The sequence below is a fragment of the Polyangium sp. 6x1 genome, assembly GCF_029946515.1.
In the GTDB taxonomy this organism is placed as follows: domain Bacteria; phylum Myxococcota_A; class Polyangia; order Polyangiales; family Polyangiaceae; genus Polyangium.
Window position 1 is genome coordinate 54,766 of record NZ_JARZHH010000022.1, and the last position, 19,004, is coordinate 73,769.

Genomic DNA, 19,004 nt, shown 5'->3' on the forward strand with positions numbered 1-19,004 from the left:
GGCGCGAGGATAACCGAAAGGCGCTAGCCACGGCCGAGGATCTTTCCGAGGAGCTCCCGCACCCCCCGCTTGTCGAGCTTGGTCTCCTCGCCCGGGGCCGCGTGGCATTGCGGGATCTGCAAGCACGAGGGGCACCCCTCGGCCGCGGCGCAACGCGCCGGGCATCGCTCGACGATCGCCAGGGAAAACCCCGCGACCACGCGCAAAACGTCGAGCGTCACCGCCTCGGAAAAACCCACGCCGCCCGGGTGGGCGTCGACGAACGCGATCGCGGGCGTCTCGGCGGCGCCGAAGCGCGCGACGCGCACGATGAGCAGGTCCTCCTCGCGGCACCACACGAATGCCGGCAAGGTGACGCGGAAGAGGTGCACGAGCGCGTGGAGCGTGCTTTCGCCGATCGCGCCGAACGAGGCCTCGGGCAAAGCGAGGACCGTGGCCTTCGTGGCATAACGATGCACGAGCGGCTCGGCATAAAGGGTCACGTCGCGTGGTTTGCCGTCGGGGCCGTGGCGGCGGAGGCCCAGGCTTCGCTCCTCGACGTCGACGAGCCTGCGCTCGAAGACGAACTGCGCGCCGCCGAGCGATCGGAGCGGCTCGGCGCGGCGTTCGGCGCGCTCCCCTTCCCGGCTCTCCGTGGGCGAGGCTTCCTTGCGACGCTCGATCGGCGTGACATTGACTTCACGAATGGGGCTCGTGACGAGCAAGCGCTCCTCGCGCTCGCACGCGACACGGCCGGCGGCGAGGCCGTCCTGCTCGGAGGCGGGTTTGACCACGTACCGGCCGCCGCGGAAGACGAAGATACGGCCGGGATACGCGGCCGAGAGCATGCGCGCGCGCTCGACGCCGTAGAGGACCTCGCCCGTGTGGCGATCCACGAGCCGCGCAGGCTCGGCCGCGACGTCGAAGCAAAGCGTCGGGTGCGCCTCGCCCGCCGCGGAGATCCGGACGACCTCGCGGCGCTCGCCGGACTCCGGATCGAGGACGCTGTGCACGGTCCGCGCGAGGCGCGTGGCCTCCGTGGAATTGCCTTCCGCGGGCGAAAGCTCATTCTGCACGACGGGTCGCGAAAAATCCGCGGCGAGCTCGTCCTCGCTCCACGAGGCCTCGACGAGCGCGGCCCGGAGGTGGGATCGCTGAATGGCATCGGCGAGCGGATCGACGACGAGCGCGCAGCCGAGATCGAGGTCGGGGTGGCGAAAATGCGGGCGCTCGGCCGCGAGGAGCGCCGAGAACGGGTCGGGATCGGGCTGCCAGAGGACGAGGACCTTCCGTTCGAGGTCCGTCTGCGCGATGGCCTCGGCTTGCAGCTCGCCAGGCGATTGCGGGGTTTCCGGCTCTGCCGGCGAAACCTCCTTGGGCTCGGGCTTCGGGGGCGCGATGGCCTTGCCGACGCGCTCGCCCGCGCCGAGGGCGGCGACGCGCGCCTCGGGGACCGTGGCGGCGCGGAAGCCGATGTGGGCGGCGAGGATCGGGCTTTTTCCGTACGTCGCGGCGCGGACGCGGGCAACGACGACCTCGGCCTCGGAGAGAGCGCGCGAGAGCTCGTGGCGCTCCTCGGCGAAGGCGCGGCCGCGCGTCGCGACGTCGCGCCCGAGGGTCCATTCGTTCGCCCGCGCGACGTCGGCCCGCGAAAGGACGTCGTCGTATCCGAAGAGCTCCGCGGAAAAACCTTGCGCGAGCGATTCGCCGAGCGCGCGCACGGCGGGGTGGACGTCGGCCTGCGCGCGCGGGCGCGGGGGGAGGAAATACGAGACGATCGGCGGACGCGGGGCGCCGTCGACCTCGGGGCCGAGCACGAGCATGGGCCGGCCGACGAGGCGCTCGCCGAGCTGGCCGAGGTCGCGAAACGATGGATCGGCGGTGCAAAGGAATCGAATGCGCTCGCCATGTTCGACGGCGCGGGCCGAGACGCGCGAGGAGGCGCGGCGCAGGCGGCGCAGGAGCAGGGCGAGGTGCGCGCCGGGGGCGCCGTGCCATTCTTCGAGGTCCGGCAGGACGACGAGGCCGAGGCCCCCAAGGAAGCCGGACCATTCGTTTTGCCGGCCGCAGAGCTCGCGGTGCACGCCCTCGGGGTCGGCGAAGACGAGCGACGGCGACGCGTGCGTCGGATCGGCCGCGCCCGCGCCGGATGCGATGTTCGCGGCGTGGACGTTCCATTTCCAGCGCAGGGCCTCGGCGCGGCCGAGGACACGACGCTCGGCCACGCGCGCGGCGGCGGCGGAGGGCGCGAGCCAGAGGACGTTCTCGGCCTCGACGAGGAGCGCGTAAAACAGGAGCAGATCGAGGGTCGTGGTTTTCCCCGAGAGCGGCGGCGTGCAGAGGAGGATGTTTTTCCGTTCCTCGAAGGCGTCGCAGGCGAGGCCCTGGTGGACGTAAAGTCCCTTTTTGGCGCCGAGCTCGCGTGAGAGATCGTCGAGCAGACGTTTGGCGCGTAAATCGGTCCCGGGCGAGATGCGCGCGGGCTCGACGCCGGGCGTCTCGGGGGGGAGGAGCAAGGGGCCCTGGGCCGCGTGAATGGCCTCGACGAGCGGGCGGAGCTCGGGCCGCGGCGCGGGGGGCTCTTCCTTTTTTTCGGGTTCGGGTTTGTCGGGGCTCTTCGTGCGGGTCGCGAGGTTTCTGCGCAGGCCGTCGAGCGCGATCGCGGAGCCGACCCAGAGCGGCGCCGAGAAATGCCCGGCGAGCGCGGCCGGGAGGGCGAGCGCGGCGAGGCCGGCGAGCGCGAAGACGAGCGGCCCTTGCCAGCGCACGAAGCGCGCCTCGACGTATTCGACGCTCGTCCAGTGGCCGAGGAGCTTGAAGACGCGGCCGAAACGATCGTCGGCGAGGGGCGCGCTCTCCACGGGTTTGACCGGGAGCGGCCGGCCCTCGGCGAGGGCCTTCGCGATGGCTTTTTGCTGTTCGAGCCGCTCACGCGCGAGGACGTCGTCGGGCTTCTGTTCGAGCGAGCCGAGCTCCTCGATCGTGCGCGCCGCCCAGAAAACGAGGCCGAGGTACACGACGGCGCCGAGGAGCAATGCGAGCGGCAAATGCACCGGGCCGGGGAGCACGAATCGCCCGCCCGCGGCGAGCGCGAGGATGCGGCGCAATGCTTCGTACGCTTCCCGCCCCTCCCCCGGCGCGAGGAGCAAGAGCGCGCGCTCCTCGATCAGGAGCATGTCGTAATGCGCGAGCAGGGCGTCGACGATCGCCACGACGAGCGAGAGCGCGAGGACGACGAGGCCGGCGAGCGCGAAGAGCGGGCCGGTGGAGACGCGGACGGCGCGAAGCTCGAAGCGGGCCTTCGCGAGCGCGCCGAGGTAGAGGAGAATGGCGAGCGCGATGGCCATGCCGCCGAGGCTCGTGCGAATGGGTTTGGCCTGGGCGAGGCGCGACCATTCGCCGAGGAGCGTGAGGATCGCGTCGATCACGTTTCCTCCGGGGAATCCGCGGCGCGCGCGAGGGCGAGCCCTTCGAGCGGCAAGCCCGTGCGCGCGACGACGAGCAGGATCGAATCGGGATCCGGGGAGAGGGCGCGCACGTCCCAGGCGCCTTCGAATCCACCTTCGGCGAGCGTGGCGTCGACGAGCTTGCGCGCCGCGGGCGGCGCGAAGAGCAGGCGGAGCGGCGCGGGCGCTTCGGTCGCGTATTTCGGGGCGAGCTCGAGGCCGGGCGAGAGCTTGAGGAAGAGGCGGCGGAGGAAGCTCTTGGCCGAGGATTCGGCGGCCTTGTGCAGCGCGGATGTGCCTTCCTCGAAGGGCGAGGTCTTCTCGAAGGATTCGAGCTCGGCGTGGCAAAAGGCGAGGAGGTCGTCGTGCGCGGCGAACGGGGCCTCGGTCCAGGGGCGCTCGGCGAGGCTCTCGCGGAGCCAGCGCTCGGCCGCGGCGCTCGGCTCGGGCGGGCGAATTTCGGCGTAAATGGCGTCGAGATCGTCGCGGCCGACGATGGTCGCGTGAAGGACCGAGGAGGAGAGCAGACCGCCTGAAAAAAGGTTTTGCTCGCCCTCGTGTTCTTCGCGGTGCAAGGCGCGGTCGGCGACGGCGAGGGCGGCGCGCGTGGCTTCGAGGGCGGCGATGGTCTGCTCGATGCGGCCGAGGAGGTGCGCGAGGACGCGCTGCACCCAGAGGAGGCGCGCGTAATGCAAGCGGCGCTCGTAATGGCCGACGAGGTCCTCGCGGATGTGGCGCGCGATCGACTGCGCGAGGTCGTCCCGGGCCTCGCAGGCCCAGTTGTGGTGGCGTTTGCGGTGCTTCCAGAGACGATAACCCGTCGAATAAGCCGAGAGGGCGGCGCCGGCGAGGAGCGGGACGGGCGGCGTGAAGAAGGGGCGGAGGCGGCCGTCCGGCAAAGGCGCGACGGCGTCGAAGAAAGGAGGGAATGGCGCGAGCAGGGCGCGATAAGAGGAAGCGAGCACACCCGAGAGGAGGAGCGCGGAGACGAGGCCGAGGGCGGCGCCGAGGACGACCATGCGGCGCGGGCGCGGGCGGTACGAGAGGGCTTCCTCCAGGGCCGCCAGTTTTTCCGCGAGCGGCGAGGTCGGGAGCGGCGAGAGCTCGGGGGCCTCGATCGCACGGACGACATCGTCGAGGTGCCCCTTGGCCCGGGTGCGTGCGTCCCGTAAAACCAGAAGGGCCCGCGCGTGGCCCGTGGGGCGCTCGGCGACGAGCTCGGCGGCGCGCGTCTCCAGGGCGCGCTCGCCGCCTTCGAGGCGGACCTTGCCGCGCTGTTCGAGCGCGGCGGCGAGCTTGTCCATGCGGAACCGCTCGACCTCGTCCTGGAACGCGGCAATCGTGGCCTCGGCGCGCGCCCGGAAGAGGGAGCCGAATTTGCGTTCGAGGAGCGTCTCGGGATCGTCGTCCCATTCGATCGGGGGGACGTCGATCGTCGGCGGGGCGAGCAAGGAGGCGAGCGGCTCGGATTCGCCGAGCTCGGTGTCGAGGCGGCTTTGCGTGGGGACGAGCGTCGCCGAGAGCGAGGCAATGTCGAGGGCGGCCGGATCGACGGGGGCGCGGAGGAGCGCGAGGATCTCGCGGCCGAGGCGCGCGGCGGCGATGCGCGAGAGCGCCGCGTGATCGAAGGCGAGGCTCGCGCAGGCGAAGGTGGCGAAGGCGCCGGGCGGCCCGTCGTCCTCGACGAGGCGACGAACGCCGCGATCGTCGTCACGCACGGGCGGCAAGCAAAGCGTCGAGAGAAACGCCGCGAACGAGCGGACCATCTCGGCGCGGGAGAGGAGGTATTTGCCGCTCTGGTCCTCGACGAGATACGCGCGGCCGCCGAGGCGCGCGCGGGCCGAGGACGCGGTTCGTCGGGAAAGGTCGGCGAGGGAGGAGGCGGCCCGCGCCATCACGGCCCGATCGCCGGTGCGAGGGCAATAAAGGAGTGGGCAAACGACGAGCGCGCCGTCGCCGGAGCGGAGGATGGCCGAAAAAGCGCGGCGCAGGCCCAATGCGAGCGCGGCGGCGAGGGGCGCGACGAGGGGCGCGACCGAAGGTTCGCCGAGGTCGGCGACGACGAGGACGTCGCAGAGCGGGCCGCGCGGGTCCGTGGGGGACGAGGAGCCGAGGTAATGGCCGACGTCGAGCAGCGCGGCGAGGGTGTCCTCGGCGCGCTTCACGACCGGCGAATACGGGTCCTTTGCATTCGGATCGAGGGTCGCGCCGTCGGGTTTTCCGTCCGTCGAGACGGCGACTTCGAGCGCGACGAGCGAGGCGCCGCGGGCCGCGCGCGCGACGTCACGGCCGAAGGCGCCCACGCCGACGAGCAGCGTGGGGCGCCTCGTTCGATCGTCGATTCCGCGCACGCGCCCCCCGGGGCCTCAGAGCCCTTTTTCCCGACGGAACACCGCGAGGCATTCGATCTCGCGGGTGAGGTGCTCGAGCTCGGGTTTGCCCCCCGCGCCGTCGGCGAGCTTGACCAGGCGCTCGATGTCGGCGACGTGCGTTTCGAGGCGCGTGGTGAGCTCGGCGTGATTGCGGTCTTCCTCGATCCGGAGCAGGTGCGCCGCATACGCGCGACGCACCCAGGTCTTCTGCGCGTCGATGCGGCCGCGATAACTGGAGAATGCCTGGTCGCGGAATTTGCCGAGCTTGCGGCGATCCTCCGGCAGATCCGGGTCCTCGATCAGGTAGACGCCCTCGATGCGGCGAATGACGCCGAAGCAGACGGCGAGCGTGAAATCACGCATGTCGTCGGTGCGGACCTGCTCCTCGCCGGCCTTCTTTCGGACGTGCGAGAGCCGCTCGGTCCAGGCGAGCTTGGAGTCGTTCTCGCGGACGCCGTCGATCGAGATGCGGAAGAGGCGCGTTTCCGGCTCCGGCGCGCCCTCCCAGTTCTTGTCGATGTGCAGCGGGATTTGCGGGACGCCCTTGGGCAAACCCGGGACCTTCGCGCCCTCGGCGAGCTCCTTGTCCTTCACCGCGCGATAACGGCGCTCGTAGTCGGACAAACTCTTCACGGCGTGCAGCGGGCAGCCGAGCCGCGCGAGGTAGAAGATGATCTCGTAGGGGTGATCCGAGGCGACGATCTGGCCACGATCGACGCGGTGGGTCGCGAGGTGCGCGAGCACGGGCCCAAGCGTGCGCTCGTAATCGCCGTGCATGACGACGTACGCCTTGTCGGGCAGGAGCGGAGCGCCCGCGCCGAGCGTCACGAAGGGCGCGCATTTCGCGGCCGCGAACTCGAGCTTGTCCTTGACGTACTTCTCGATCTCGTCGTCGGGCGTGCGGCGCGCCTCCTCGATCCACTGCGGATCGGACGCGGGCGGGAGCGGGCCGCCGCGGCGTTCGAGCCTGCGCGTGGCCGAGACGAGCTGGGCCTCGAAACGAAGCTCTTCGTCGATGCGCAAGCCGCGCTCTTCGAGGCCGCCCGCGATGCGGCCGCGGAGCGCGGCGGAGGCGAGCTGGACGAGGTCGTCGATGATGCGGCGCTCGATGTCCTGCTCCGCGCCGCCCTGGCTCGCGACCGCCGCGAGGCGCGAAAGCGCGCCCGAGAGCTGGAGATCACTCGGGCGCACGAGGCGCGCGTAGAGGTGATCCCAGAGCCGATGGCCCGTGCGGTGATCTTGAAGGACCTCGACGTCGAGGACGTAGCGGTTCGCGTCGCCGCCCTCGTGTCGTCGGCCGCCCGCGGCCACGATGCGAGCCGCGCGCTCTTCGAGGCGGCGCTGGATGCGATCGACACGCGCGAAGAAATGGAAGCTCGAGAGGCGGCGACGATCGAGCTCGCGCAGGACGGCCGAGAAGTACTCGATCAAGGCGTTCGCGCGGATGCGCGCGCGCAGGCCGTCGAGCACGTCGCGATACCAGCCGGCGAAGGAGGCGGCGACCTCGAAGTAATCGTTTTCCCGGCCGGGGAGCTTTTCGAGAAGCGTCTCCGGCGCGGCCTCGGCGAGCTCGTCGACGCGGCGCTTGAAGTCCTCGCCGAGGCGGCCGTCCGAAAGGACGAGGCCTCGTTCGTAGGCCTTGCGCGCGGTCTCCTGCTCGGCGGCGACGGCCTGGCGGAGCAAGGCGTGGAAGTAACGCGCCTCGGTCGGGCCCTTGTCCTTCGCGAGCTCGGTGAGCGAGAGCTCGCCCGATTCGGCCGCGACACGCAGCGCAGCCTCGCGCGCACGCTCGCGCGCGGCGTCCTCGCTCTTGCCGACCTGGACCTTGAGCGCGGCGAAGGCCTGCGCGGTCTCGGCGCGGACGCGCTCGGGATCGCGCTCGAACGCGGAGAGCTCAGCCTCGTCCCAGCCGCGCAACTTGATGGCCTCGTCGATGCGCTTGGCGACGTCCTCGCGCGTGCGGCGGAGGAACGCGCCGATCGTGCCCTCGCCGCCGCTGCCGCCGCCGCGCGCCCACTCGACGGCGCGGCGATACGGCTCGGATTCTTCGCCCTTGCCCTCGGCCTTGCTCTCGAGGCCACGGACGAACGCTTGATCGGCTGCGTCGAGATCGGCGCCGTCGCCGAGCGCCGCGCTGCCCCCGGGCACGGCCGCGAGCAAGAGCTCCGCGCCGAGCTTCAAGGCCGCGTGTTCGAGGACGTCCTCCACGGGCAGGACGAGCGCGCCGATGCCGAAGGAGCCGAACGACTTCGTGAACGCCTGCTCGTCGAGCTGCATGAGCTCGCGCGTGTCGTTGTCGAGCGTCGAGCCCTCGCGATCGAGGATGGACGTGAAGATCTGCGCGTGCGCGGCGTCCGCGATCGCAGGGTAGATCTGCTGCGAGTCGGCGAGGACGACGCCGCTCTCGGTCTTCTCCTCGACGAGGTAGATCTGATCGAACGGGGGCCGGTCGACGAGGACACGCTCGGGGTTGTCCGGGTCGTAGTGGAACTCGACGGGCGCGGCGGGGCTGGCGCTCTGGAGGAGCTCGAGCTCCTGGAGGGCCGCGTGGCCGTTCGCCATGATCTTGTCGAACTGGTTCGGCGGGAGGCCCTTGCCACGGAAAACGTTCGGCAGGACGAACGTGCCGATCATGCGATGCCCACGCTGGCCGCCGAGGAGGCGCCGCACCGTGAGGGCCATCGTGGCGAAGCCGCCGGAGCCGGTGCCGCCGGCGAGGGAGGCATAGACGTGGATCTTCGCGGCCTTGTTGGCGCGGAAGGGGTTGTGGACGTCGTAGGCGCGCCGGATCGCCTTCTCGAGGGTCTCGAGGATCTTGGCGCGATCGTTTTCGAGGTGGTGGTAGAGCGAGAGGCGGCTCTCGATGCGGATCTGGCCGGCGCCCTTGCCGCGGTGCGCGCGGGGCTGGTACCACGCGGGCCACCACTGCTCGAAGAGGGGATCGGCCTTCGCGTGGAGCTTGCCGCGCTTGAGCTCCACGTACTCGGGTTTGTCGAAGTCCGAGAGGACGAACTTGTGGGCCGCGTCGATCCAGACGAGCCGCGCGAGATCGTCGGCGTCGGTGTCGAACGCGAAGAAGTGAACGAGGTCCTTGTATCGCTCGAACGAGTCTTCCTGCTTCACCTTGCGGGCGAGCTCGTCGACGATGGCGCCTCCGGCGCCCCCGAGACCAATGAAAAATGCGGGGGCGATCTTCTTTTCGCTGAGCGGCATGCAGGTTCCCCTCCCCGAGTACGGGGGCCGAGGAGCGTACCAGAGACGTGGCGGCCGAGGAAAGATCGATGTTCCAGAACAACTCCCCGTACTTCCACGACGATCCACGGGAGCGGCCCTCGCGAGGGCGGGGGCCGCCTGCTGACCCCCCCGGCCCCCTCGCACTAGGTTCCGCGCACACCACCAAGGGGGGGACCATCCATGCGAAAGCACAAGAAAACCGCGTCGCAGGGCAAGAAGCCCAACATCCTCATCATCTGGGGCGATGACATCGGCCAGTTCAATCTCAGCGCCTACAACAGGGGCTTGATGGGCTACAGGACGCCCCATATCGACCGGATCGCCAGGGAAGGCGCGCTGTTCACGGACTGGTATGGCCAGCAGAGCTGCACCGCAGGCCGCGCGGCATTCATCACTGGTCAGTCGCCCATCCGCACGGGCCTCACCAAGATCGGAATGCCGGGCGGACACGAGGGATTGAAGGTGGAAGATCCGACGATCGCCGGCTTGCTCAAGGCGCGCGGCTACATGACCGGCCAGTTCGGGAAGAACCACCTCGGGGATCGCGATGAAATGCTGCCGACGAACCACGGGTTCGACGAGTTCTTTGGCAACCTCTACCACCTGAACGCGGAGGAGGAGCCGGAGCACCCCGACTATCCGAAGGATCCGCAGTTCAAGAAGAGGTTCGGCCCGCGCGGCGTCCTTCACAGCTTCGCCAATGGCCGCATCGAGGATACCGGCCCGCTGACGAAGAAACGCATGGAGACGATCGACGAGGAGATCACCGAAAGGGCGCTCGACTTCATGGTGCGCGCCAAGAAAGCAAAGAAGCCCTTCTTCCTTTGGTGGAACTCCACGCGCATGCACGTCTTCACGCACCTGAAGAAGTCGGCGCAGGGCAAGACGGGGTATGGCATTTACGCCGATGGCCTCGTCGAGCATGACGGCCAGGTCGGCCAATTGCTGGACAAGCTCGAGGAGCTAGGCCTCGCGGAAGACACGATCGTGATGTATTCCACCGACAATGGCGCGGAAACCTTCACCTGGCCCGACGGCGGTACGACGATGTTCCGCGGCGAGAAAAATACGAGCTGGGAAGGTAGCTACCGCGTGCCCTGCCTGATCCGATGGCCCGGCGTCGTCGAGCCGGGCACGGTCATCAACGACACCGCCGCGCATGAAGACATGTTGCCGACGCTGCTGGCAGCGGCGGGAGATCCCGGCATCAAGGCACAATTGTTGAAGGGCAAGAATGTCGGCGACAGGAACTACAAGGTCCACCTCGACGGCTATAACCTCCTGCCCGCGCTCCAGGGTCAGGGGCCATGGCCGCGACGGGAGTTCTTGTACTGGACCGACGACGGCAGCATCGCGGCGCTGCGTTATGACGATTGGAAGGTCACCTTCCTGCGGCAAGACGCCCACGGGCTGCATGTCTGGATCGAGCCCTTCACGGAGCTGCGCGCGCCGCTGCTGACGAATCTGCGCATGGACCCGTTCGAGCGGGCCGAGTACGAGGCCATCGGTTACGGGCGCTGGTACATGGAGCACATGTTCGTGGTCCTGCCCGCGGTGGCCTATGTGGCGCAGTGGCTCGAGAGCTTCCGCGAATTCCCGCCGCGTCAGAAGCCAGGCAGCTTCAATCTCAACCGCGTGATGGAAGCGGTGATGAATCTCAGGCAGTGAGGCCGCGCCGGTGGGCAGAGGGTCGTGTCAGGGCGCGGCCGTGGTGAACGACGACGTGGCGAGCGGGTAGTTCTTGTGGTTCGCGCCGCCGTCGATCACGCAGAACCACCCCACGTCCAGCGTGTACTGCGTCGCCGGGGCAAACAGGTAGAGGTCGTAGTCGCCATTCTCGTCGACGCCAGCGCCGCTCGGCGTGATGACCTCGCCGGTCTGCGTGGTCATCGAAATATACCGATCCGAAATGCCGTCCGACCACTGGATACGGACGCGGACATCGGTGGGGACGTCGGTCGCGCCGTCCGTCGGCGCGACGATCGTCGCGGTGTAGGGGCGTCCCTCGCAATGGGCGAACGGATCCGCGCCGCCGCTTCCGCCGGAGCCGCCGCTTCCGCCGGAGCCGCCACTCCCGCCCGCGCCGCCGCTCCCGCCGGAGCCGCCGTTCCCGCCGGAACCGCCGTCTCCGCCGCCGCCGCCCGAGCTGCAGGCCGAGACGACCATCGAAATGAGGAGCAAACCTGCCAAAGCCAATCGATTCATTTTAAGCTACCTTTTCCGGTATATTCAACGCGGGCTCCACCAGAACACGAGCCCCGTCCCCTCGATCGCGTATTTCACGCCCGGCGAGACGCGGAACCAGCCGTTCACGAGCCGCGGCTCGCGAGGCTCGCCTGCGCTGAAATCGTCCTCGCGTGGGAGCTCCGTCGCGCGTTTGCCCCCGACAGGGCGGGCGAGCATCGAGCCACCGGGGCCCGCGCGGAGCTCGACGACGCCGCCGCGTGGCATGGGGCCCATCGGACCGATGGTGACACGCGCCGATCGATAAAGACCCGCGCGCACCTTGGCCCCGAGCGGGAACTTGGCCTGGCGCGGGAGGTCGGGGTCGCGGCGATCTTCGTAATGGAGGATCGCCGTGCGCCGGAATCGCGCCGGGAGCATGAGGCCGATGACGAGGAAGAAGGTGAAGAAGGCGACGAGAAAGAGCTGGATGTTGCGGCCGTGGCGCTCCCAGAAGGTGAGCGGGACGATCGTGACCGGAATGCGGACGGTGACCGCGCGATCCTCGAAGCCGGCGGGCTTCTTCGGGACGAGGCGGAGCGTGATCTCGCGCGGGCCCGGCGGCGCGTCGCGGCCGACGGCGAGGTTGATGCCGAATTCTTTCTTCGTGGCAGGGCCAATCTCGAGGTCGCGATGCGAAAGCGACATCCCCTCGCGGTTGCCCTCGTTCTCGAGGTGCTCGTGCTCGATGTCGGCAAAGATGAGCTCGCCGACATCGCTGCCTTCGAGGGAAATGATGGCGGCGGCGTGGCCGTCCTGTTTGACCGTGCCAAACGGTTGGGTGACGGCGGCTTTCAGGTGAATCGGCGGAATGACGCGGATCGGGGCACTGCGTGCCTCGCGCGTGAGGACGCCGGATTCGCCCGGGCTCATGCGGCCGAGGAGGCACAAGGCGCCTTTTTTCGAGGGCGTGATCGTGGCCTCGAACGAGCCGTCCGGCAGCGCGCGGAGGGGCACGGGCGCCGTGGAGGCGTCCGCGTCGTCGCAGGCGCTCGCGCCCTCCACCGACGTGAGGGAAAACGCGTGGCGATCGAGGAAGGTTTTGGCGGGGGTTTTCCCGCCCGGGGTCGCGAGGCGGAGGCGGATGGTGGCGGTCTTGCCGATTTCAATGACCTCGGGCAAACCGGGGAATGCGAGGTGCAAATCGAGGTTTTGCAGGACCGCATATCGGCCCCCGGTGCCGCCGCCCGCGACGTCGAGGCGATACGCGCCGGGCTCGGGCGCGTCGAGGCGCAGGAGGCGGTACGCAGGGTTGTCCGAGAAATACACGCCGGGACGATCGCCCGCGATGGAGACCTCCGCGCCCTTCGGGTCGAAGAGGCGCATGCCGAGCTTCGGGGGGCCGACGAGGACGAGGTCGAGCGAGCTCGCGCCCTCGTCGACCGGGACGGAGATTGAAGGCGCAGACGCGCCCTCGGAGAGGCGGCTGCCAAAGAGGCGGGCGTAGATGTCGGCGAAGAGGCGCGGGAGCTCGTCGGGGCGGTCGGTGGCGACGCCGATGCCGCCGGTGCGGCGGCCGAGGTCTTCGAGGAAGGCGCGGGGGGCGCTCTTGGACAAACCCACGGCGTAGATGCGGGTTTTGCCGAGGGAGGGGACCAGGTCGTCGAGGACCTTGGCCTGACAAACCTGTTCGACCTTGGCCTTGCCGCCAGTCGCGCGGGCGGCGTCGGCGAGCGGGCCGCGCGGGTCGGGATCGCAGCGGCCGTCCGTGAGGAAGACGATGAGGTCCTGATCGCCGGGGGCGCGAGGTTTTCCTTCGAGGAGGCGGCGCGCGCCTTCGAGGCCGGCGGTGAAATCGGTCCAGCTTCCGTCGTTGCCGACGGCGCGGACGGCGCGCTTGATCTGGGCGCGATCGTCGGGCGTCCGCACGACGACGAGGGAGGCCATGGCGTCGCGCGCGGCGCCGTCGAAGCCGACGACCGCGAGCTCGTCGCCGTTTCGCGTGAGGTCGACGAAGAGCTCGGCCGCGACCTTGCGCAGCTCCTTGGGGTCGGTGCCGCGCATCGACGAGGAGGCGTCGATGACGAGGACCGTGCGGAGCGCGCCGTCGGCCGACGCGAGGCGCGGCGCGAGGAGCGCCCCGGTCATCATCACGGAGCAGAGGAGCCTCGGGAGGATCTTCATGGCGCCCGGGGCTTTCGCCTCAGTTGAAGAGGGTCTTCGAAGCGCCCGTCGCGAGGACCATCCGCTCGGCGAGCAGGCAAACGACGAACTGGTGGAACGAGGCCGCGAGGTGCGGCGCTTCGCGCGTCATGCGTTCGAGCGAGTCGAGCGAGAGGCGATAGAGGACCGTGGGGCACAAGGAGACGACCGTGGCCGAGCGCCGCGCGCCGAGGTAGAGGCCCGACTCGCCGACGACGGTGCCCGGGCCCATCGTGCGCAGGCGCTTCGTCTTGCCGCCGTCGAGCTCGAGCCACGCCGTGAGCTCGCCGGACTCGATGAGGTAGAGGTCCTTCGAGACGTCGCCCTGGCGGTAGATCTGGTAGCCCGCGGGCGCCTCGACACGTTCGAGGTACTGGAGGAAGCCGGAGACGAACTCGCGCGTGCGGAAGACGCTCTCGAGCTCGTCGACGAGCTTCGTTGGCGGGAGCATGCTCGGCGGCGCCGCGCGCAGGACCTGGTTCTCGACCCATTCGAGGCCGTGATCGAGGTCGGGGAAGAAACGGACGCGCTTCGATCCGTCGGCGAATCCGCCACGTTCGAGCTGCTTGCGCACGGCGCTCGGCAGGTCGGTGAGGACGAGCGTGACGCCGTTCGACTCGGCGAGCTTGCGCATGCGAACGAAGGAGAGGACCGCCGAGGAGTCGATGCCGTCGACGTGGCGGAAGTCGAGCAGGACGTACCGCGTGGGCGCGGGATCGTCGCTGAGCATGCGGTGGTGCACGCGCTTGAGCAGCGTGTACGAGGTGCCGAAGAAGATGTAGCCCTGGAGCTGGAGGATGTAGAGCTCCTTGCCGCGCTCCTCCAGCGTGAGCTCGTCCCCGGCGCTGCGCTCGACGTTGCTGCGGATGTCGGAGCCCACGGCCGCGCGCTTGATGACGTCGATGCGGCTGTAGTTGACCGCGAAGAGGACCGACGAGACGACGATGCCGACGCCGATGCCAGGCAAAAAGCCGATCCAGGCGATGACGACGAGGATGATGACGACGAGGCCGTACTCGACGCGCGGGAGGCGGAACCAGGAGTCGTAGAGGGTTTCGAGGAGGAAACCCGCGCCGAGGAAGACGAGCAGGCCGCCGAGGACGGGCTTCGGGAAGTACGAGAAGACCGAGGCGCCGAAGAAGAGGGCCGCGGCGCAGATGCACGCGGAGAGGATGCCCGCGATGCGGCTCTCGGCGCCGGCCTTGTGGTTCAAGGTCGACTCGCTGAGCGAGAGGTACCCGACCATGCCGAAGCCGAGGCCCGCCGCGAGGTTCGCGATGCCCGTCGCGCGGAGCTCGCGATCGAGGTCGATCTCGCGCTCGGTGGCGATCTCGAGGCCCGAGGCGTTCAGCAAGATCGAGATCGTCGCGAGCATGGTGATCGCGAGGAGATTGCCCGCGTTCGAGCCGATCTCGGCCCAGTCGATGCGCAGCGCCTCCGACGGCGGCATCGGCGGCCAGAGCGCGCCGCTCGGGAAGGGGCCGAGGAGCATCCCGCGATCGAGGGCCTCGGAGACGGTGCCGCCCGCCGCGTAGAGGACGCCGTAGAACATGGCGACCGCGAAGACGAGCAGGCCCGGCAAGAGCAGGAAGTGGTGGTAGCGCCGGAGCAGGATCGTCAAAAAGAGCCCGAGCGTGAGGCCCGGGACCCAGTTGACGAGCGCGTCCGCGCGGAGGAGCAGCGGCAAGGACGCGAGGGAGAACTCGGTCCCCACCATGACGGAGATGGATCCCGTGAAGAGGAGCCATCCCGTGCCCGCGAGGAAGCCGCCGACGACCGGATACGGGATGAAGCGGACGAGGGTGCCGAGTCGAAGGCCGCCGAGGACGAGGAAGAGGCCACCCGTGACGAGCGCGGAGAGCGAGCAGACCGCGACGATCGTGGGGAAAGGGTCGCCGCCCTTGGCCGTGATGTGACTGCCGATCGACGAGGCGACGAGGGCGAGGACGACGGCCGTGTTCTCCTGCGGCGCGGCGATGACGGCGCGGTAGGAGCTGCCGAGGGCGACGATCGCGCCGATGATGGCCGACCCCGCGAGGGCCATGCCGATGCCCGCGGGCAGGTATCTCGTCAGATTGCCGGAGAAAATGAGCGCCGCGAGCGTGATGCTGAACGTGGCGACGAGGGTGCCCGACATGGCGCCCGCGAAGAGGCCCGAGAGGACGCGCGATCCACGGAGCCCACGCCCGAGGGAGGGCGCGGGCGTCGAAGGCATCGGCGGACTCTGCTGCCCTTCCATCGTCGTCGTCGGGAGAAGCTCGGGGGGCCGTCATCTTCGGCGAACAGGGGCTCGCCTGGCAAGGGCGGCGCACATCGTCGCCCCCGAGCGCACAAGCGGCGCCCCGGGAGGCGGGTCGTTCGAGCTCAACCGAGCTCGCGCGCGATGGCCTGGGCCTGCTCCTGAAGCGCGACGGCCTCGTTCACGTGGCCCTGCTGGTGATGCAGGCTGGCGAGGTCGGAGAGGATCTTGCCCTCGTCGCGGCGATTTCCAACCTTGCGCGAGATGTCGAGGGCCTGCTCGAAGAACGTGCGCGCGAGCTCGAACCGGCCTTGCTCCTTGTGCAAGACCGCGAGGCTCTTCAGCGCGAGCCCCTCGTTCCACAAGCTCTGCGCCTCGCGCGCCGTCGTGAGGGCCTGCTCGTAGAAGGCGCGCGCGCTCTCGATGCGCCCCGTCGCCCAGTTGACGCGGCCGAGGCCGAGCAGGCCGAGCGCCTCGGAGGCGCGATCGCCGAGCTTCTGCGCCTCGTCGAGCACGCGCACGTGCTCCTGCATGGCCTCCTCGTGCCGGCCCTGGAGCTCGAGGACGTCGCGGCCGAACTCGTACCGCACGACGACGCTCTCCAGCGTGGGCTCGGTCGTGAGCTTGAAGTAGGCGCGGTAAAGGCGCTTGGCCTCGCCGTGGGCGTACCGCTCCGCGGCCTTGCGCGCGCCGGCGAGGAAGTACCAGCGGGCGCGCTTGGGTTGCCCGGCGCGTTGCCAGTGGCGCCCGAGCGCGGTGAGCTGCCCCGTCAGGTCGTCCTCGTGCGCGACCTCGATGGCCTCGGCCGCGCGGCGGTGCAGCTCCTGCAAGCGCGCGCGCGACTGCATCTCGTACGCCGCGTTCCGCAGGAGCACGTTGCTGAAGCGATAGCGGCCTTTGGTCTGGGGGTTTGGGGGCGCAGCTCCGCTTGTCGGAGCGTAGCCCCCAAGCGCGACCATGGGCGACCAGATGCACTGCTCCTCGCCGACGCGGACGAGCTCGGGGAGCAGCGGGTCGTCGTCCATCATGCGCGAGAGGATGCGCAGATCGAACTCGCGGCCGAGCGTGGCGGCGGCCTGGACGACGCGCTTGACCTTGGGCTCGAGGCGGTCGAGCCGCGCGATGAGCAGGCTGTTGACGTCGTTCGGGAGGAGGAAAATGCTCGGCGTCGAGACGCCCGTGTCTTCTTTCTCCTTCTTCTTGCCCGCGAGCTGATTCGCCTCGAGCCAGTACGTCATGATCTCCTGCGCGAAGAACGGATTGCCGTTCGCGTTCTCGCTCAGGAACATGGCGAGCACCTCGGAGACGGGGCCGCCCATGAGGCCCTCGGCGAGCTCGCGTAGCTTCTCGCGCGAGAGCGGCCCGAGCGTCACGGCGTGCTGCGGGACGCTCTCTTCGAGCTCGATGCGGAACGGGGTGCCGTCGTCGTTGTTGCGGCAGGTGCAGAGGATCGCGACGGGGCAATCCTTGACGGCCTGCGCGACGTGGCTGATCGCTTCGAGCGAGTCGCCGTCGGCCCAGTGCGCGTCTTCGAGGTGGAAGATCACGGGCTGGAGAAGGCTCTCGGCGCGCAGCCAGAGCGAGAGCGCGGAGAGCGCGCCGGCGAAGCGGAGCTTCGGATCCATGCGCTCGTAGACCGAGCCGTCCCAGCGGATGCCGATCATCGCGGCGAAGACGCTGCGGGCCTTCTCGAGCTCGCGCTTGAGCCCGGCCTCGCTGTCCGGGAGGCGGTCGATCAAGCGATCGAGGGCGTCGTCGAAGTTGACGTGTCGCTCCTCGCGGCCCGTCGCCGACGACTGCACGAAGTACTCCTTCAGCGCGTACTCGAAGGGGTTCAAGCTCGACCGGAGCGTCTGATCACAACGCGCGTCGATCCAGAGGATCGGGCGGTCTTTCTTGTTGTCCTCGAGCCTGCGGCGGTAGGTGTCGACGAGGAAGCTCTTGCCGAGGCCAGGCTCGCCGTCGACGTAGACGATGCCCGCGTTCTGGCCGGCGAAGATCGGGCCGAGGTGCTTCGTGAGGTCGTCGAGCTCCTGCTCGCGCCCCACGAGGCCGCGGGCGAGGAACTCGCGCTGCACGGCGACGCGCTTGCGATCGAGGACGTAGACGCTGATCGGCTGCTCGAAGCCCTTGAAGACGCGATCCCCCGCGGGCTTGAAGTGGTGCGTGCCCTGGGCGCGCGCGGAGACCTCGGCGTCGCACCAGAGCTCCTTCCACGGCGCGGCCATCATCAGGCGCGCCGCGAGGTTCGTCCCGGGGCCGAGGCAGGCGAACTCCTGCCGCTCGGTGCCGCCGTTGAAGCCGGCGTACCGGAGGCCGTGCGTGATGCCCGCGCGGATCTGCATGCCCTTCGGCGCGTTCTTGCGGAGGCCGAGCGCGAAGTCGAGCGCGCGCTCGGTGTCGTTCTCGTGCGTGATCGGCGCGCCGAAATGGATGAGGCAGTTGATGCCCTTGTCGCCCGAGTCGACGCCCGTGAACGTGCCTCCGTAGCGGCTCGCCTCGACGTCGACGAGCTTGATCAGGTCCTCGAAGCTCGGGATCTGATCGAACGAGAGGAAGACGCTCGTGACGTGGCGGAACTCGCCCTGCGGCGGCATGTCGCGGATGCCCGGCGGGACGAAGTGCGCGCCTTCTCCCTGCGGGCGGACGCGCGGCACGGGCGGCAGCGGCATATCGGAGAGGTCCGCGAGCTTGAGCACGCCCTCGGCGACGGGCGTGACGGCGCGGCCCGGGATGCGCTGCTGGAAGGCGAGATCCATGAGGATGTCGCCCTTCTCGGCGTGGTGCTCGATCGAGGCGCACTTGTCGATCGCGGGGCCGCGGAAGTAGGGATACGCGCGCTCGGGCGAGGTGCGGACGATGCCCCACTCGACGGCGCCCCACGAGAGGCCGACCTTGTACGAGAAGGGGAACGTGCCGAAGCGCGTCGCGCGGACGGCGCGGTTCAGGAAGAACTGGCGCATCTTGAGCGCCGCCGCGAGCGCATGCTCGGCGACGTTGCGCCCTGTCGAGTGCGGGAAGACGGCCGTGAACGCGTCGCCCGCGAAGCCGACGATGATCCCGCCGAGCCCGTGCACCGCGCCGATGAGCGGGTCGAAGTAGAAGCGCAGCGTGCCGGCGAGGATCTCGGCGCCCTCGCGGCCGTGCGGGAAGAGCTTCTCCGTGAGGTTCGTGAAGCCCGGGATGTCGATGAAGAGCGCCGCCGCCGCGAAGTTGCCTTCGGTCTTCCCCCGCGTGTCCTGGTACAGGATGAAGTCGGGGACGAGCGGGTTCATGTCCGTGGATTCCGGCGCTCCGAACGCGGCAGGATCCCCCACCGCGGCGCCCCGGCGGCCCCCACGACGCGCCGAGCAAAGATGCCCGAGGCAG

The 19,004-nt window shown here is 69.6% G+C and carries 8 protein-coding genes; 1 reads left to right on the forward strand and 7 read right to left on the reverse strand.

Annotation, left to right across the window (positions count from 1 at the left end; all coding sequences use genetic code 11):
* Window positions 1-23: 23 nt before the first annotated feature.
* From QHF85_RS21515 to QHF85_RS21525, 3 genes are read right to left on the reverse strand one after another with little or no spacing between them, the layout of a single operon-like run.
* Entirely contained in the window at window positions 24-3,407 is a 3,384-nt protein-coding gene (locus tag QHF85_RS21515; protein WP_281329130.1) for a Zn-binding domain-containing protein, read from the reverse strand.
* Window positions 3,404-5,776, reverse strand: a complete 2,373-nt coding sequence (locus tag QHF85_RS21520) for a hypothetical protein (RefSeq protein ID WP_281329131.1) — start codon at window positions 5,774-5,776, stop codon at window positions 3,404-3,406. Before QHF85_RS21520 ends, QHF85_RS21515 begins: the two co-directional genes overlap by 4 nt.
* A 15-nt stretch (window positions 5,777-5,791) precedes the next feature.
* The gene (locus QHF85_RS21525; protein ID WP_281329132.1) at window positions 5,792-9,010 is read right to left on the reverse strand and encodes a tubulin-like doman-containing protein; all 3,219 of its coding nucleotides are present in this window, start codon (window positions 9,008-9,010) and stop codon (window positions 5,792-5,794) included.
* Window positions 9,011-9,211: 201 nt separating this feature from the next.
* Here QHF85_RS21525 and QHF85_RS21530 point away from each other — a divergent pair, with 201 nt between their 5' ends.
* A complete protein-coding gene (locus QHF85_RS21530) occupies window positions 9,212-10,699 on the forward strand; it encodes an arylsulfatase (RefSeq protein ID WP_281329133.1) in 1,488 nt (495 codons plus the stop codon).
* 27 nt (window positions 10,700-10,726) lie between these two features.
* On the opposite strand, the gene QHF85_RS21535 is transcribed toward QHF85_RS21530, so the two are convergent.
* The 4 genes from QHF85_RS21535 to QHF85_RS21550 all read right to left on the reverse strand — a co-directional run bounded on the left by QHF85_RS21535 (window position 10,727) and on the right by QHF85_RS21550 (window position 18,910).
* Window positions 10,727-11,236, reverse strand: coding sequence for a hypothetical protein (locus tag QHF85_RS21535; protein WP_281329134.1), 510 nt, complete (start codon window positions 11,234-11,236; stop codon window positions 10,727-10,729).
* Between the two features lie 24 nt (window positions 11,237-11,260).
* Window positions 11,261-13,378, reverse strand: a complete 2,118-nt coding sequence (locus QHF85_RS21540; RefSeq protein ID WP_281329135.1) for a vWA domain-containing protein — start codon at window positions 13,376-13,378, stop codon at window positions 11,261-11,263.
* Between the two features lie 19 nt (window positions 13,379-13,397).
* Window positions 13,398-15,611, reverse strand: a complete 2,214-nt coding sequence (locus tag QHF85_RS21545; protein ID WP_281329136.1) for a SulP family inorganic anion transporter — start codon at window positions 15,609-15,611, stop codon at window positions 13,398-13,400.
* A gap of 149 nt (window positions 15,612-15,760) precedes the next feature.
* Window positions 15,761-18,910: a tetratricopeptide repeat protein gene (locus QHF85_RS21550; RefSeq protein ID WP_281329137.1), complete on the reverse strand. Its 3,150-nt coding sequence runs from the start codon at window positions 18,908-18,910 to the stop codon at window positions 15,761-15,763.
* Window positions 18,911-19,004 lie beyond the last annotated feature (94 nt).